The sequence below is a fragment of the Pseudoruegeria sp. HB172150 genome, from assembly GCF_013184805.1.
In the GTDB taxonomy this organism is placed as follows: domain Bacteria; phylum Pseudomonadota; class Alphaproteobacteria; order Rhodobacterales; family Rhodobacteraceae; genus Psychromarinibacter.
Genome location: NZ_JAATNG010000003.1, coordinates 60,364 through 74,885 on the forward strand (window position 1 = coordinate 60,364; position 14,522 = coordinate 74,885).

Below are 14,522 nucleotides of genomic sequence, written 5' to 3' on the forward strand. Positions count from 1 at the left end.
GGGATGAGCGCGACTTCCAACGCGCCAGTCATCATCAAGCGGAAGAAGGTCGTCGGCGGCGACGGACACCACGGGGGTGCGTGGAAGGTTGCCTATGCCGACTTCGTCACGGCCATGATGGCCTTCTTCATGCTGATGTGGCTGCTGAACGCAACAACTGAAAAGCAACGAAAGGGCATCGCGGATTATTTCAATCCAACGATCCCGATCAATCGCATGTCCGGCGGCGGTGACGGCTCCTTCGGGGGCGAGGATATCATGGCCGAGAACCATATGGTCCGCAGCGGCATTGGAGCCTCGCAGCAAAACCCGACCGAGGAGCATCTGGCCCGAGGCGATACCGGCATTGCCGAGGCCGAAGAGAATGAAAACGGCCACGAGGAAGAAACCCGGACGCTGCAGGAGATCGAGGAACAGCTCTCGGCGTTGTCGGGTGAAAGCATGGCCAGCGAAGAGGCCGCGCGCCACATCGTGACCCGCGTCACCGACGAGGGCCTGATCGTGGAAGTGTTTGACCTGCCCGGCGAGCCGCTGTTCCACGAGGGGACGGACCAGCCGACCGAGATCATGTCAGAGATCGCTATGATCGTTTCGGCGGTCTTTGCGGTCGTCATCAACGACGTTGCCGTCAACGGCTACACAAGATCCCATGCAGTGGTCCTGGCTGAAAACCCGGTATGGAATCTGTCCAGCGACCGGGCCGACATGGTCCGGCGCATGCTGGAAGGGTCTGGTCTGCCGCCTGAAAGGATGGAACGCGTCACCGGATATGCAGACCGGAAACCGGTGGCGGAGAACCCCATGGCGGCTCGGAACAACCGCATCGAACTGATCCTGCTTCGGGAGAACATCTAAGGCTTTTGTGGCGCATTTTACCTGTTAGCGGGCTGTTAAGCCGGTGGGGGTTACCCCTCCGGCTGACAGTGGCCCGATGCAGCAGAAAGGCGCTTTTCGATGACCATTTCTTCCGCTCTCTCCGCCGGTGTGGCCGGATTGAACGCCAACGCGACACGGTTGGCGACGGTTTCGGACAACATCGCAAACTCCAATACATACGGTTACAAGCGTGCGACGGCGGAATTCCGGTCCTTCGTGATCAACGGAACGCAGGGCAGCGGCACATATTCCGCGGGCGGCGTTCAGGCCTCGACAACCCGACTGATCGACGAACACGGGCCATTGGTTGCCACCAGCCACCCGCTGGACATCGCCGTCTCCGGCCGCGGCATGCTGCCAGTCACGACAGAGGTGGCGCTTGATGTCGGGCTCGATGACGAGCCGATGATGATGACCACCACCGGGTCCTTCCGCACCGACGCCTCGGGCATCCTGAAGACGGAAACCGGACTGGTGTTGTTGGGCTGGGCTGCCGATGCCGACGGCACTATCCCGACCAATGCACGTGACACTGCGACGGATCTGGAGCCAGTGGTGATCAACTTCAACCAGACTTCCGGCGATCCGACGACCGAGATGGGGCTTGGCATTAACCTGCCGGCGACAGAGACGGAGTTCGGCTCTTCCGGAGACTCGCTTCCGCTTTCGGTCGAATATTTCGGCAACCTCGGCACCTCAGAGTCGCTCGACATTACCTTTACCCCGACAATCCCCGCCGCCGCCGGAATGTCGAACGAATGGACCATGGTGATCGCAGACTCGGCGCAGGCCGGAGCGGTGATCGGTGAATATACCGTTGTCTTCGACGACAGCCGCGCCAATGGCGGAACGTTGCAGTCCGTCACCGTCGTGTCCGGCGGCACCTACGATTCGGCCACCGGCGTACTGGATCTTACGGTGGCCGGCGGTCCAATGTCCGTTACGATCGGACGCCTCGGCGACCCGAACGGGCTAACCCAGCTTTCCGACAGCTTCGCACCGACGTCCATCACCAAAGACGGTTCCCCGGTCGGCAACCTTACGGCGGTGGAAATCGATGCCAATGGCTACATCCAGGCGACCTACGACACTGGCTTTACCCGCACGATCTACCAGGTGCCCCTTGTCGACGTGCCCAACCCCAACGCCCTGATCTCGCTCAGCGACCAAGCCTATCAGGTCTCGCCGAATTCCGGTTCCTTCTTTCTGTGGGATGCCGGTGACGGCCCGACCGGAGAGATTTCAGGTTTTGCCCGCGAAGGATCGACCACCGATGTCGCGGGCGAGTTGACCACCCTGATCCAGACCCAGAGAGCTTATTCGTCGAACGCTAAGGTGATCCAGACCGTCGACGAGATGCTGCAGGAAACCACCAACATCAAACGCTGACACGTCCTGACGGGGGTCCGCCATGTCGATTTCTACCGCCTTAAACGCCGCCCTATCCGGCCTGACGGCAGCGTCTCGCCGGGCAGAAGTCGTGTCGTCCAACGTCGCTAACGCGGCGACGCCCGGTTACGGCCGCCGCCAGGTGGAGCTTGCCTCGGGGCTGGTCGGTGGCCTGGTGCCTGGCGTCAGTATTATCGGCGTGACTCGTAAGGAAGATCTCCTTTTATTGAGCCAGCGCCGCGGAGCTGAAGCAGGCTTGGCCAATGCCCAGGTCCGCGCCGATTTCCTGAACGGCACCGAGGATTCAATCGGACTTCCAGACGAACCCGGATCACTGAGCGACCGGCTCAGCAGTTTCGAGACATCCCTGATCGAGGCTGCTAGTCGCCCGGATAGTGAAGCCCGGCTGCTCGCTGTTGCGGAAACGGCCAGCCGGGTGGCAGAAAAGCTGAACGCACTCCATGACAAGGTGCAGGACGAAAGGCTGAACGCTGACAGGGCGATCGCGGAATCTGTCGATGACCTCAATTCCGCGCTCAGGCAGGTCGTCAACCTGAACGCTAAGATCATCCAGTTCAGCAGTTCCACCCGCGACACCTCCTCGCTGATCGACGCCCGCCAGCAGGTAATCGACAGCATTGCCGGGCTGATCCCCGTCCAGCAGGTACCGCGCGACAATGGCGCCATAGCTCTGTTTTCGCCCGGTGGCGCGATGCTGGTCGACAGCAAGGCCGCCGATTTCGGTTTCACTGGCGTTCCGATGCTGACTGTCTACATGACGCAGGCCGGGGGCGGACTGTCGGGGTTGACGATCAACGGCCAGGACATCTCGACTGGTGCCGAGAATGGTCCGATTTCCGGCGGCCGACTCGATGCCCTGTTCCGGATCCGCGACGAAATTGCGCCAGGCCTCCAGACGCAGCTGGACGCAGTCGCCCGCAACCTGATCGAACGATTTGAGGACGTGACCGTCGACCCCACGCTGACCGCCGGCGATCCGGGCCTGTTCACCGATAATGGCCTGGCACTCGATCTGACCGAGGAGCTCGGCCTGGCCGGCCGCATTTCGCTCAACGCGCTGGCTGATCCGGACCAAGGCGGCGCCGTATGGCGTATCCGTGACGGGCTCGGTGCAGCGGCTATCGGCGACCCAGGCAATGCGAGCCTACTGAACGCGCTCAGCGCGGCACTGGCCGATGATGTGACCCCGGGCTCCGGGGTGTTCTCGGTGGCGCGCGACGCTATCGGCCTCGCCGGCGATTTCCTGTCCTACGTCTCGATCGGGGCTTTCGCCGCCGAATCGCAGGTATCCTACTCGCGCGCCGAGACCGACGCGCTGATCACCGCCGAGCTTCAGGACGCCGTCGATACGGACCAGGAAATGCAGGAACTGCTGCTGGTCGAGCAGGCATATACTGCCAATGCCCGTGTAATGGCGTCAATTGACGAAATGATGCAGCAGATTCTGGGACTCTGACTATGACACTCCTGCCACTCGGCGATCTCGCCATGTCCTTTCAGCAGAAGCTGCATGGCACGCGCATCCGCAGGGATATCGCGCGTCTCACTGACGAACTCGCCAGCGGCCGGCGCAGCGACCTGCGCGAGGCCACGGCGGGCCATTTCGGCGCTTTTGCAGCGATCGAACATCAACTGAGATCGCTCGCCGCCCACAAGACCTCCGCCGAGGAAGCGTCGCTTTTCGCCAGTTCCCTGCAGGTAGCGCTTGGCACGGTTCAGGAATCAAGCGCCGACCTGGCACCCCTGCTGCTTGAATCGGCCGACTCCGCCCATGCTTCGTGGATCTCTGCCACTTCCTCGGACTCGCGGGCCCGGTTCTCTACCGTCGTGTCGACTCTGAACACCAGTGCCGCCGACCGCACTTTGCTGGGCGGCACCGCCACCACGGGCCCTGCCCTCGCCGACGCCGAGACGATGCTCGGCGATCTCGCGGCTGCCGTCGTCGCGGAAACCACCGCCGTCGGCGTAGAAACCATAGTGATCGCCTGGTTCGACGATCCCGGTGGAGGCTTCGAAACGAACGGCTATCTCGGAAGCACAACCGCGTTGTCGCCTTTCCGGGTCGGGTCTGAGCAGAGCGTCAGCCTGCCGGCGACTGCCGCCGACCAGGAAATCCGCGACCTCCTCAAGAGCTATGCACTTGCCGCACTTGCCGACGCCGGCGCGCTCGACGGGTTGGAGGCGGAACAGGGCGCACTGCTCGGCCTTGCAGGCGAACGCATGTTCAACGCCAATGCCGACGTCGTCGAGTTGCGCGGCCGGATCGGTGCCGCCGAAGCCGCGATCGAGGTTGCGATATCCCGGAATGTCAGCGAAACGACCGCGTTAAGGCTCACGCGCAACCAGATGATAGCCGCCGATCCCTACGACGCCGCCGTCGATCTGGAGGCGGCACAGCTTCAGCTCGAAGCGCTCTACACCATCACGGCACGCGCCGCGCGCCTGACCCTTACGGATTTCCTCAGATGATGGCGCGCCTTGCTACCATTGTCTTCGTGATCTTCTTCGCCGGCGTGTCCCTATCCGCGCCGGTCCGCATCAAGGACCTCGTCGAATTCGACGGCGTCCGCGGCAACGACCTCGTCGGATACGGATTGGTGGTCGGGTTGAACGGCACCGGAGACGGTATCCGAAACGCGCCCTTCACCGAAGAAATCATGTCGAACATCCTTGAACGGCTGGGTGTGAATGTAACGGGAGAGCAGTTCCGTCCGCGCAACGTAGCTGCGGTCTTTGTCACCGCCGCCCTGCCCCCGTTTTCCCGCGCTGGCTCCCAGATCGACATCACGGTATCCGCCATCGGCGACGCCAGCAGCCTTCTGGGAGGGACGCTGGTGATGACGCCCCTCAACGCGGCGGATGGCCAGATTTACGCCGTTGCGCAGGGCACGGTCATTGCCGGCGGCATCTCCGCCGAAGGCGAGGCGGCTACAGAAATACAGGGTGTGCCGACCTCCGGGGTAATCCCGTCCGGCGCACGAGTCGAACGAGAGGTCGAGTTCGACTTCGCCGATCTTGATACCGTGCGATTGGCGCTTCGTACGCCGGATTTCACCACCGCTGGCCTGATCGAAACTGCAATAAACGCCACATTAAGTCGACCGGTGGCCCGGATGATCGACCCTGGAACGGTGGTCGTGAATGTTGCCGCAACTGGCGCCGCTTCTCCCGCCCACGCGATGGGGCGAATCGAAAACATCCCCGTCGAACCACAGCGCCGGGCACGGGTCGTCGTCGATCAGCGGTCGGGCACAATCGTCCTTGGCGAAGACGTCAGAATCAGCCGCGTGGCCGTCAGCCAGGGCAATCTGACACTGCGGATCGACGAGACCCCTCTTGTAATCCAGCCGAACCCGTTCTCCCCGGGCGAAACCGTGGTTGTGCCGAGGACCGCCGCCGAGATCGAAGAAGAGCCGGGCATCGGACTGGCCGAGATTCCAGACGGGACGTCGCTCTCCCAGGTCATCGCCGGTTTGAACGCCTTGGGTGTCAGCCCCCGCGATATGATCGACATTCTAAAGAGCATCAAAGCAGCCGGTGCCTTGCATGCGGAATTCATCGTCCGCTGACAGTCAAAAACTCGACGATGGTCTGGCCCGAGTTCGGACGCCTTTGGTCTGGACGGCTGGCCGCAGGAGTTGTCACTGCAGATTTTGTCTGTTCGAAAGTGTCGCTTCAACATCTCCTCTGCTAAGGGAACTCATTTGCACGGCCGGGATACGCAGCCGCCCAGGATCGGACGGACTAGAAGTAGCTCCGGACGAGCGCGCCGGTAATCAGGCTCCAGCCGTCCGCAACCACGAAAAAGGCCAGCTTGAACGGGAGAGAGACGATGGCCGGCGGAACCATCATCATGCCCATCGACATCAGGATCGCGGCCACGACCAGGTCGATGATCAGAAACGGCAGGAATATGAGGAATCCAATCTGAAATGCGCGTTCGATCTCGCTGAGCAGAAAGGACGGGATCAGCAGGGACAGGGGCGCCTCCTCGAGCGGAGCCGACATTCCTTCTGTCTCCGGCCGCAGACTCGCCAGACGCTCCAATGTATCCGGGTCGAGGCGGTTAGCCATGAAGCCACGGAACGGATCGATCGCCTGCTGAAATGCGGGTTCAAGCTCCAGCTTGCCGTCGATCAGTGGCTGTGCACCCTGGTTCCACGCTTCGGTAAAAACCGGCTGCATCACAAAGTAGGTCAGGAACACGGCGAGACTGATGATCAGCATGTTGGGCGGCGACTGCTGCAACCCGATAGCCTGCCGCAGGATCGACAGGACGGTGACAATGAAGGGAAAACAGGTGATCATTATGGCGAGGCCGGGCACGAGGCTCAGCACCGTGACCAGTACGATCAGTTGGATCGACCGCGCAGCAAGCGTCCCGTCGCCGTTGCTGAGATCGATGCTGATTTCCTGCGCAAGCGCCGGTGCGCAAGTCAGATACAGACCAGCCAGTGCCAGGCAAGCCGTGGCCGCGCCGGTTCGCATCACGGTCAGAGACCGTTGCTGAGATCGGCGACCTCGGTCAGCCGCACTGCCAGTTGACCGGTATTTTCGCCATCCAGTTCCTGCAGCTCGCCCCGTGCGATCAGCTTGTCGCCGACATAAAGCTCGACGGGATCCTCAACCCGCTTGTCCAAAACCAGAACCGCGTCGTTCTGCAGCGCCAGAAGTTCGCGGACCACTGGATGGGCGCGGCCGACCGACACCATGATCTCGATCGGAACGCGGGTGAAGGGGTGGTCCTCGCCCATTGTGTCAGGCATGTTGCAGCGTCCTTTCGTTCAATTCATGAAGCGCCGCGGCCGCGGCGCGGATCTGCGTCAGCGCGCCGGACAGATCGACCTGCCGCTCCACCTTCCCGATCCGCAGAAAGGCCTGGCCCTCGACAAGGGTCGGCTCCTCAACCAGGCGGATTGCCGCGGCAGCATTCTCGGCGATTTGTCCCTCAAGCGCGGTCCGCGCGCCAGGTGCCACGACCAGATCGATTGGGACATCGGCACTGCTGGCGATCAGCGGGCGAAGTTCTTCCTGCACGGTCAGCGCAAATGTCTCTGCGACGATCCCGGGCAGGACCGTGTTCACCAATTCGTTCAACAAGGGTTCCATTGCATGGAGGACATGGGCCCGTGCCTCGTGAAAGGTGAAGGATAACTCCTGCAGATTGCGCGCGAATTCGGCGCCGATGCGCTGCCTGTCTTGAGAATGTGCCGACACCGCATCATCCCAGCCGGCCTGATACCCCTCTTCAAAAGCCGCGGTGCGGGCGTCTTCGCCCAGCAGCGTCTGATCGGCAACGGCTGGCGACGTGGCGGCTTGGGGCGGTGCCGGCGGTTCCGTATCGAAATCTTCAAGCATCAGCCCTGGCATCACGCGGTCTCCTTATCCTCGTCCTCCATCCAGCTGCGCAGGATCTCGATCGTTTCATCACGCCGCTCCTCGATCAGTTGCCGCAACCGGTCGACGGGATTCTCTTCGTACTGGAAGCCCGGCGTCGGCAGGATCTCCGGCAGGCCTCCGTCATCGCCGACAAGAGACATCGTCGGAAGAGGTTCCAGACCATCATCGATCTCGCCTGTCAGCACGGTGTCGCCCAATGGCAGCTCGTCCCCGGCACTCAATTCGGAGTCGGCACCCGTTTCGCCGCTGTCACCCGGCGCGGCCAGGGCAGGCGTCGCATTTGCCTCGCGTGCAAAGACTGGGCGTATGACGAATAGGCCCATCGCCAGCGCAAGAAGCGACAGCACCACAAGCCGTATCAGGGCCATCGCGTCTATCTGCATTCGCGACAGGAGACCCGGCGGCTCCGACTCGCCGGCAAACTCGTTCGGTTCGAACTCCAGCGATTTTATCGCGATCGTGTCGCCGCGCTCCGCATTGAAGCCGATGGCCGAGGCCACCAGATCCCGAAGCGTGTCCAGCTCTTCTTGTGGTCGGGCCGCCCAGCTCCCATCTCCGGTCGCGATGTCGGGCGTCCGCAACCCGTCGACCAGAACTGCGACAGAGATCCGCTTGATCGCGCCCGGCGCACGCAGCAATTCGCGCGTGGTCTCGGAGACCTCATAATTCACCCGCTCGCGGGTTTCGGTGTTCTCGCTTTGCGAGTTCGAGTCGCCGCCGGCCGCATCGCCTTCGGGCAGGTTACTGGCCACCGTGACGGCGCCGTTCTCGGTGCCGCTGGACGAGCCGGAACGCTCCTCGGTATCGGTGCTGATCGCGACCCGGCCCTCGGGATCGAACCGGCGCTCGGTAATCGCCTCCCGTTCGGTTTCAGTCTCTACATGCACCTCGACCACCGCATTACCGACGCCGACACGCGCCTCCAGGATACGCTTGATGTTCCGCCGCAGCTCCTCCGCACGGTCGTTCCCGGATACGGACATGTCATCCTCCGTGCCGACGAGCGCGCCGTTTCCATCGATCACCGAGACGTCTCCGGGTTGCAGTCCGGCCACGGCAGAGGACACCAGGTAGCGGAACGCTTTCGCCTGCGCCGGCGACACCGCGCCAGAGGAAGCGCTGATGGTCACGGACGCGGTCGGCTTCAGGTGACGCTGGAACGGATTGGAAGACGGGTTGGAAATATGCACCCGTGCTGCGCGAATCGCCGGGCTGGCAGAGATCGTGCGCGCCAGCTCACCTTCCTTCGCACGCCAGTACGCGGCATCGAACATCTGGCTCGTGGTTCCGAAGCCAGTCAGCGAATCGAGCAGTTCGTACCCCATCGCGCCATTGGCCGGCAGTCCCTCTGCCGCAAGGGTCATGCGCAATGCGTCGCGCCGCGTGCTGTCGACAAAGATCGCGCCTTCTTGCACGTCATAGGCTATGCCCTGTTGATCCAGCGAGGCCACAACCTCACCCGCCGCACCCGGATCCAGGCCGGCGTAGAGCAGCGACATCGACGGCTGCCCTGCTACTCGCGACAATGCGATGATCGCGGCGAACATAATCACTGTCGCACCGACGACGGTAATACGACGCCGACTGTCGAGCGATGACCAGGCCGACTGAAATTGCTGCAACGGTGCCTCCATTCTGAAAGGACGCCCCGTTTCTGCTCTATCTGCCTTAACAATCGGTTAGTCAGAACTCGGCTATACCGGCTCTGTCACATCTGAAGGTGTCCGACATGGCCGAAGACGTCGACGAAGAGGACGGCGCGCTAAAGAAAAAGTCGAAGCTGCCGATGCTGATCGGCACCGTGCTGGCCCTGGTGCTGGGCGGCGGCGGGTTTTTTGCCGTGTATTCCGGCATGATTCTCGGCCCAGAGGATGCACAGGATGCCGCAGCTGACGCGCACGGCGATCCGCATGCCGAAGCGATGGAGGATGCGCTACCGCTGCCGCAAGTGGCTTTCGTCCCCATCGACCCACTGGTGATCAACCTCGGCACCGGCGCCAGCAGCCGGCACCTGCGGTTCCGCGCACAGCTGGAGGTGACGCCGCAGTATCAGCAGGACGTTACCGATGTTCTGCCACGGGTACAGGACGTGCTGAACAGCTATCTGCGCGCGGTCAGCATCGACGATCTGGAGGATCCGACAGCGCTGATCCGGCTGCGCGCACAGATGCTTCGACGGATTAAGATCGTGACGGGCGAGGGCCGGGTGCGGGACCTGTTGATCATGGAATTCGTGCTGAACTGAGGGGAACAATGGAACTTATCGCCGACATCTTGCTCATCGCCGGGGCGCTGGGCGCGGCGCTGTATTGCATCGTCCTGTCCCGCCGGCTGAGGAGATTCAACGACCTTGAAAAGGGCGTTGGCGGCGCCATCGCTGTGTTGTCGGCGCAGGTCGACGACATGACGAAAACGCTGAAAAAGGCGCAGGGCGCGGCGATCGGCTCGACCTCTTCGCTGAAGGATCTGACCATTCGGGCGGAATCGGTCTCCAAGCGTCTGGAAGTGCTCGTGGCGGCGATGCATGACCTGCCAGACCCGCCGCGGCAACCGCCCGCCGCCACGCCAAGTGCCGAGCCGGAACACGAGCAACCCGCCACCCAAGCCCACGCACCTGCGCCGGCGCCACCGGCGCCGGTCGAGCCCGGTCCACCCAAAACACAGCCGACTCAGTCAGAGCTACCGAACTCGCCGGAACCGGACAATGTGCCAAGCGTGTTCCGAAGCCAGAGAAGCTGGTCACAGGAGGCCGCCGAATGACCAAGGCAGCACGGAAAACCCGTAAGGCGCCCAGCAAACGCAAGGCGCGCCGGCGCAGCGGGCGCGGCGTCCTGTGGCTGTTGATCGCGATGCTGACGGCCTCGGGCGCCGCCCGCCTGGCATCCGGAACCGGTCAGGTACTAGCAGAGGAAATAGCCAATCTCACATCCGAAGAGGGTCACGCGATGCCGGCATCCGACGATCTGGCCGAGTGCGAACCTGCACCTGATGTCGCAGCTCTTCTCGAAGCCTTCGCCCAGCGCGAGGCACGGTTGGTCGAACGGGAAACGGCACTGGCGGACCGCACGGCCGCATTGAACCTGGCCGAGCAGGAGATCGAGAAGAACCTGAGTGCTTTGGAAAAAGCCGAAGCGAACCTTGCTGAACTAGTGACGATTTCAGACCAGGCGGCCGAGGGCGACCTCGCCAGACTGACCGCGGTTTACGAGCAGATGAAACCCAAGGAAGCCGCCGCCCTGTTTGAGGAAATGGCGCCGGAATTCGCCGCAGGTTTTCTCGGTCGAATGCGGTCCGACGCGGCCGCCGCGATCATGGCCGGTCTGGAACCGGGCACCGCCAACACCGTCAGCGTCCTGCTTGCCGGGCGCAACGCGAATGCGCCTACAGAATAGCCCGCCGGATACGCGGCATTAACCTGGACAGGCCTAACTGACGGTAGCCCGAAGGCACCCGCAAAGCAGCAGGATAAGAGACTTCAGATGATCGGCATAATCGGCATCGTGGTGATATTCATCATGGTCTTCGGCGGTTACATCCTCGCCGGCGGCAAGCTGGCCATCATCCTCAAATCGCTGCCTTTTGAAATGATGATGATCGGCGGCGCCGCAGTTGGTGCCTTCGCTATCTCCAACGACATGGGCGCGATCAAGCACACGATGAAGGACATCGGAAAAGTGTTCAAAGGACCGCAATGGAAGCATTCCGACTACCGCGACCTGCTGTGCCTGCTATTCGAGCTGATCCGCCTCGCCCGGTCCAATGCCGTCGCGCTGGAAGAACATATTGAAGACCCGCCGAATTCCGGGATCTTCAGCCGCTATCCCAAGATTCTGAAGGACAAGGAAGCCATCGCATTGATCTGCGACACGCTTCGCTCCGCCTCGATGAATTACGACGACCCGCACCAGGTTGAGGAGGTGCTTGAAAAGCGGATGGAGGCGAACCTGCACCACGCCATGCATTCCAGCCACGCGCTACAGACGGTTGCCGACGGACTACCAGCGCTCGGCATCGTTGCGGCGGTGCTTGGCGTGATCAAGACCATGGGGTCGATCGATCAGCCGCCCGAAGTCTTGGGCAAGCTAATCGGCGGTGCGCTTGTCGGCACTTTTCTGGGCGTGTTCTTGGCCTATGGGCTGGTCGGCCCCTTCGCCGCCAAGGTCAAGACCGTGGTCGAGGAGGACGCACATTTCTACCAGCTGATACGCGAGGTGCTGGTGGCGAACCTTTACAATCATGCAACGAACATCTGCATCGAAGTCGGGCGTCAGAATACGCCTAGCCATTGTCGGCCCAGCTTCTCCGACCTCGAAGAGGCGCTGAAGGCCGTCAAGCAGGACGCCGCCTGATGCGCTGGACGATTTGTATCCTCCTGTTGTTTCTCACCGCACCGGTTACGGCGCAAACTTATCGCGTTCAGTCCGGGGATCATCAGGGCTACACGCGGCTGGCGGTGCTCTACCGCGACATTCCCAACTGGAAATTCGGCCGCGTCCCGGGCGGGTACGAACTGCGGCCAGTTCTGCCGAACGCCACCTACAACCTCACCCGTGTCTTCGTCCCGATCAGTCGGAACCGCATCTCGGACATCGAGGCGCGGGACGACGGCCGACTGTTCCTTGCTGTCAGCTGCAACTGCCACGCGGAGCTGTTTGAAACCGCCGACGCCCTCGTCATCGACATTCGCGACGGCCGGCCCCCAGACGGCGCGCGGTTCGAGTCCGCTCTGCCGGAACCGGTGGAAGAAACCGATACTGTGATGGAAAGAATGGCGGCGGCAGACGAAGCCAAGCCGCCATCGCCAGAGCCGCCGCGCCAGAACTTCATGCCGATTACAACCCGGCCGCTGCATACGCCCTATGCCTGGCGGGACAGCCTCGCCCTCGACCTCGTTCCGCGCGAACGCGGATCCGTCGCATCACCGGCGACCGGAGAATTACCCGCGCCCGCGCCCGACAGCACATTGCAGGAGCGGCTGGCGGAGATGCAGGCGAACATTTTGTCCGAAATCAGCCGGGCAGCCGGTCAAGGCATGATCCAGGCAGACGAGGCGCAGATCGATGCCGCCCTCGACACGGCGCGCGGTCGACCTTATCCGAATCCGGAGGGAACTCCCCAAGCGAACGAAGCGACAGAACGACCGGAAGGGGCAGCACACCCTCCGGAGCCGATACCGCACCCGCCACCTGGGCCACAGGCGGACGAGCCGGAACCGATAACAACGCTCGGCACGCTCGAGGACAACGAACACGTCAAGATAGAGACTGCAGTCGATCGTGGCCAGAGCGGGCCGATCCCCCTCCCACCGATGACTGAGAAAGGTGGCGAATGCATTTCCGACGCGCACCTCGACATCGAAAACTGGGGCGAACCGTTGGAAAATGGCGCGGCGCTGGCCCCCTATCGTGGCCGGATCGTCGGTGAGTTCGACGAAGCCGACCCGAAAAGCATCGCCGCGCTGGCACGCAACTACTTGTATCTCACCTTCGGGCTTGAGGCGCGCGTGCTGATCGAGGCTTTCGAAGACGACGTGGCAGATGCCGACATCTACCTGACCATGGCCGAAATCATGGATGACGGCACCGTTGCGGGCGGCGGTGCCTTTGACGACCTGATGGCGTGCAAGAACCGCGCGGCATTATGGGCCGTCCTGTCTCAGTCCAAGGCCCGCCCGTCCGATCGGATCGCGACCGAGTCCGTGCTGTCCACCTTTTCCGAACTACCGCTCCACCTGCGCCGCCACCTGGGCCCATCGCTGGTGGAACGGCTGCTTGAAAGCGGAGACGAGACAGCCGCCACCGCCGTTCGAAATGCAGTGGCCCGGGCGCTCGGCGATCACGGCGACGGATTTCAGATGATGGAGGCGGAGCTTGCGCTGGACACAGGCGAAGCAGAACAGGGCGCCGAACACCTGAGGAACATCGTGCGGGCCGACGGCCCAATGGCGCCGGACGCACTGATCAAGCTGATCGACACCCAGGTCGATACCGGCCAACGCGTTTCCGCACAGCTGCGCGACAACGCTGCCGCCCTTGCGTTTTCCGTGCGCGGCTCACCCCTGGCAACGGATTTGAAACGCGTCGAAATTCGCGCGTTGGTCGGTTCCGGAGAGCTGGTACGGGCACAGGAGGAACTCCGTATGGCGCAGCCCGCGCTGCCGCCACAGACAGCGGTCGCGCTGCAACTTGAGATCCTGCAAATGGCAGCGGCGGAAGCATCGGACGCAATCCTACTGAATCTCACGCTCCCCGGCCCGGTCGAGCTAGACCAGACGGAGGAGGCAGACGCGGTGCGCAGGGCCATCGCGGATCGGTTGATTGCAATCGGCCTGACAGAAGCGGCACGCGCCCAGATGTCCCAGGACAGCACTATTCCGACAGTGGAAGACCGGCTGCTGTATGCGCGCGCCTATCTGGAAGAGCGGCGCCCGGATCTGGTGATCGGCTATCTCGCCGGACTGGAAAGCATCGAGGCCAAGGAAATGCGGGCCAAAGCGCTGGAAATGGCGAACGAATACACGCAGGCGGCGGAAACCTATACAGAGCTCGGGGACGAGGCGGCGCGTGCCAGAGCGCTCTGGCGCAGCGAAGACTGGTCGGCCGCCTCCGAAATCGTGGAAGGTGTTGAAAAGGAGGCCGCCGCGCTTGCCGGTGGCACCTCCGCTCCGCTGAATATACCAGAACCACCGGGCGGCGAAACCGCCACCGAAGTACCCGGCGCACTCGCGCAATCGCGCGCCCTGCTGGACGAAAGCCGCGAGGCACGACGCATTCTCGAACGCCTTCTTGCCGGTTCGCCGCCGCCGGAGGGCTGATTCCCGGCCCCCGCTTACGGTT

Annotated in this window: 14 protein-coding genes; 10 read left to right on the plus strand and 4 right to left on the minus strand. The window is 62.7% G+C overall.

The window, feature by feature from the left end; translation table 11 throughout:
* The first annotated feature begins 3 nt into the window (after nucleotides 1–3).
* The 5 genes from HCO70_RS15000 (at nucleotide 4) to HCO70_RS15020 (ending at nucleotide 5,855) form a co-directional block, all read left to right on the plus strand.
* Nucleotides 4–855 (plus strand): flagellar motor protein MotB, encoded by an 852-nt coding sequence (locus HCO70_RS15000; RefSeq protein ID WP_172297604.1) that lies wholly within the window; start codon nucleotides 4–6, stop codon nucleotides 853–855.
* 99 nt (nucleotides 856–954) lie between these two features.
* A complete protein-coding gene (locus tag HCO70_RS15005) occupies nucleotides 955–2,265 on the plus strand; it encodes a flagellar hook protein FlgE (RefSeq protein WP_172297606.1) in 1,311 nt (436 codons plus the stop codon).
* A 22-nt stretch (nucleotides 2,266–2,287) separates the two neighbouring features.
* Nucleotides 2,288–3,742: a flagellar hook-associated protein FlgK gene (gene flgK / locus HCO70_RS15010; RefSeq protein ID WP_172297608.1), complete on the plus strand. Its 1,455-nt coding sequence runs from the start codon at nucleotides 2,288–2,290 to the stop codon at nucleotides 3,740–3,742.
* A 2-nt stretch (nucleotides 3,743–3,744) separates the two neighbouring features.
* Entirely contained in the window at nucleotides 3,745–4,755 is a 1,011-nt protein-coding gene (locus HCO70_RS15015) for a flagellin (protein ID WP_172297610.1), read from the plus strand.
* Nucleotides 4,755–5,855 carry a flagellar basal body P-ring protein FlgI gene (locus HCO70_RS15020; RefSeq protein WP_172298247.1) on the plus strand — a complete coding sequence of 367 codons (1,101 nt, stop codon included), beginning with the start codon at nucleotides 4,755–4,757 and terminating at the stop codon, nucleotides 5,853–5,855. Before HCO70_RS15015 ends, HCO70_RS15020 begins: the two co-directional genes overlap by 1 nt.
* A 175-nt stretch (nucleotides 5,856–6,030) precedes the next feature.
* Here HCO70_RS15020 and fliP read toward each other — a convergent pair whose 3' ends face one another.
* Genes fliP through fliF form a run of 4 tightly spaced genes read right to left on the minus strand, consistent with a single transcriptional unit; the run spans nucleotide 6,031 to nucleotide 9,308 of the window.
* Nucleotides 6,031–6,774, minus strand: a complete 744-nt coding sequence (fliP, locus tag HCO70_RS15025; RefSeq protein ID WP_172297612.1) for a flagellar type III secretion system pore protein FliP — start codon at nucleotides 6,772–6,774, stop codon at nucleotides 6,031–6,033.
* A gap of 5 nt (nucleotides 6,775–6,779) precedes the next feature.
* Nucleotides 6,780–7,052: a FliM/FliN family flagellar motor switch protein gene (locus HCO70_RS15030; protein ID WP_253913321.1), complete on the minus strand. Its 273-nt coding sequence runs from the start codon at nucleotides 7,050–7,052 to the stop codon at nucleotides 6,780–6,782.
* The gene (locus HCO70_RS15035) at nucleotides 7,045–7,656 is read right to left on the minus strand and encodes a flagellar biosynthesis protein (protein WP_172297614.1); all 612 of its coding nucleotides are present in this window, start codon (nucleotides 7,654–7,656) and stop codon (nucleotides 7,045–7,047) included. The genes HCO70_RS15030 and HCO70_RS15035 overlap by 8 nt, the downstream gene beginning before the upstream one ends.
* On the minus strand, nucleotides 7,656–9,308 hold the full coding sequence (gene fliF, locus HCO70_RS15040; RefSeq protein WP_172297616.1) for a flagellar basal-body MS-ring/collar protein FliF: 1,653 nt from the start codon (nucleotides 9,306–9,308) through the stop codon (nucleotides 7,656–7,658). The genes HCO70_RS15035 and fliF overlap by 1 nt, the downstream gene beginning before the upstream one ends.
* A 107-nt stretch (nucleotides 9,309–9,415) precedes the next feature.
* On the opposite strand from fliF, the gene fliL reads away from it, so the two are divergent.
* The 5 genes from fliL to HCO70_RS15065 all read left to right on the plus strand — a co-directional run bounded on the left by fliL (nucleotide 9,416) and on the right by HCO70_RS15065 (nucleotide 14,500).
* A complete protein-coding gene (fliL, locus tag HCO70_RS15045) occupies nucleotides 9,416–9,931 on the plus strand; it encodes a flagellar basal body-associated protein FliL (RefSeq protein ID WP_172297618.1) in 516 nt (171 codons plus the stop codon).
* Between the two features lie 8 nt (nucleotides 9,932–9,939).
* Nucleotides 9,940–10,446 carry a hypothetical protein gene (locus HCO70_RS24870; RefSeq protein ID WP_253913322.1) on the plus strand — a complete coding sequence of 169 codons (507 nt, stop codon included), beginning with the start codon at nucleotides 9,940–9,942 and terminating at the stop codon, nucleotides 10,444–10,446.
* A complete protein-coding gene (locus tag HCO70_RS15055) occupies nucleotides 10,443–11,078 on the plus strand; it encodes a MotE family protein (protein ID WP_172297620.1) in 636 nt (211 codons plus the stop codon). The genes HCO70_RS24870 and HCO70_RS15055 overlap by 4 nt, the downstream gene beginning before the upstream one ends.
* Before the next feature lie 87 nt (nucleotides 11,079–11,165).
* Nucleotides 11,166–12,035: a flagellar motor stator protein MotA gene (gene motA, locus HCO70_RS15060; protein ID WP_172297622.1), complete on the plus strand. Its 870-nt coding sequence runs from the start codon at nucleotides 11,166–11,168 to the stop codon at nucleotides 12,033–12,035.
* Nucleotides 12,035–14,500, plus strand: a complete 2,466-nt coding sequence (locus HCO70_RS15065) for a hypothetical protein (RefSeq protein WP_172297624.1) — start codon at nucleotides 12,035–12,037, stop codon at nucleotides 14,498–14,500. The genes motA and HCO70_RS15065 overlap by 1 nt, the downstream gene beginning before the upstream one ends.
* The last annotated feature ends 22 nt before the right edge of the window (nucleotides 14,501–14,522 follow it).

Bases quoted from the DNA above. Each gene is read 5' to 3' on its own strand.
- HCO70_RS15055 (WP_172297620.1), top strand. From the start codon at position 10,443: ATGACCAAGGCAGCACGGAAAACCCGTAAGGCGCCCAGCAAACGCAAG.
- HCO70_RS24870 (WP_253913322.1), top strand. From the start codon at position 9,940: ATGGAACTTATCGCCGACATCTTGCTCATCGCCGGGGCGCTGGGCGCG.
- HCO70_RS15035 (WP_172297614.1), bottom strand. From the start codon at position 7,656: ATGCCAGGGCTGATGCTTGAAGATTTCGATACGGAACCGCCGGCACCG.
- HCO70_RS15065 (WP_172297624.1), top strand. From the start codon at position 12,035: ATGCGCTGGACGATTTGTATCCTCCTGTTGTTTCTCACCGCACCGGTT.
- HCO70_RS15015 (WP_172297610.1), top strand. From the start codon at position 3,745: ATGACACTCCTGCCACTCGGCGATCTCGCCATGTCCTTTCAGCAGAAG.
- HCO70_RS15000 (WP_172297604.1), top strand. From the start codon at position 4: ATGAGCGCGACTTCCAACGCGCCAGTCATCATCAAGCGGAAGAAGGTC.
- flgK (WP_172297608.1), top strand. From the start codon at position 2,288: ATGTCGATTTCTACCGCCTTAAACGCCGCCCTATCCGGCCTGACGGCA.
- motA (WP_172297622.1), top strand. From the start codon at position 11,166: ATGATCGGCATAATCGGCATCGTGGTGATATTCATCATGGTCTTCGGC.
- HCO70_RS15005 (WP_172297606.1), top strand. From the start codon at position 955: ATGACCATTTCTTCCGCTCTCTCCGCCGGTGTGGCCGGATTGAACGCC.
- HCO70_RS15020 (WP_172298247.1), top strand. From the start codon at position 4,755: ATGGCGCGCCTTGCTACCATTGTCTTCGTGATCTTCTTCGCCGGCGTG.
- fliP (WP_172297612.1), bottom strand. From the start codon at position 6,774: ATGCGAACCGGCGCGGCCACGGCTTGCCTGGCACTGGCTGGTCTGTAT.
- HCO70_RS15030 (WP_253913321.1), bottom strand. From the start codon at position 7,052: ATGCCTGACACAATGGGCGAGGACCACCCCTTCACCCGCGTTCCGATC.
- fliL (WP_172297618.1), top strand. From the start codon at position 9,416: ATGGCCGAAGACGTCGACGAAGAGGACGGCGCGCTAAAGAAAAAGTCG.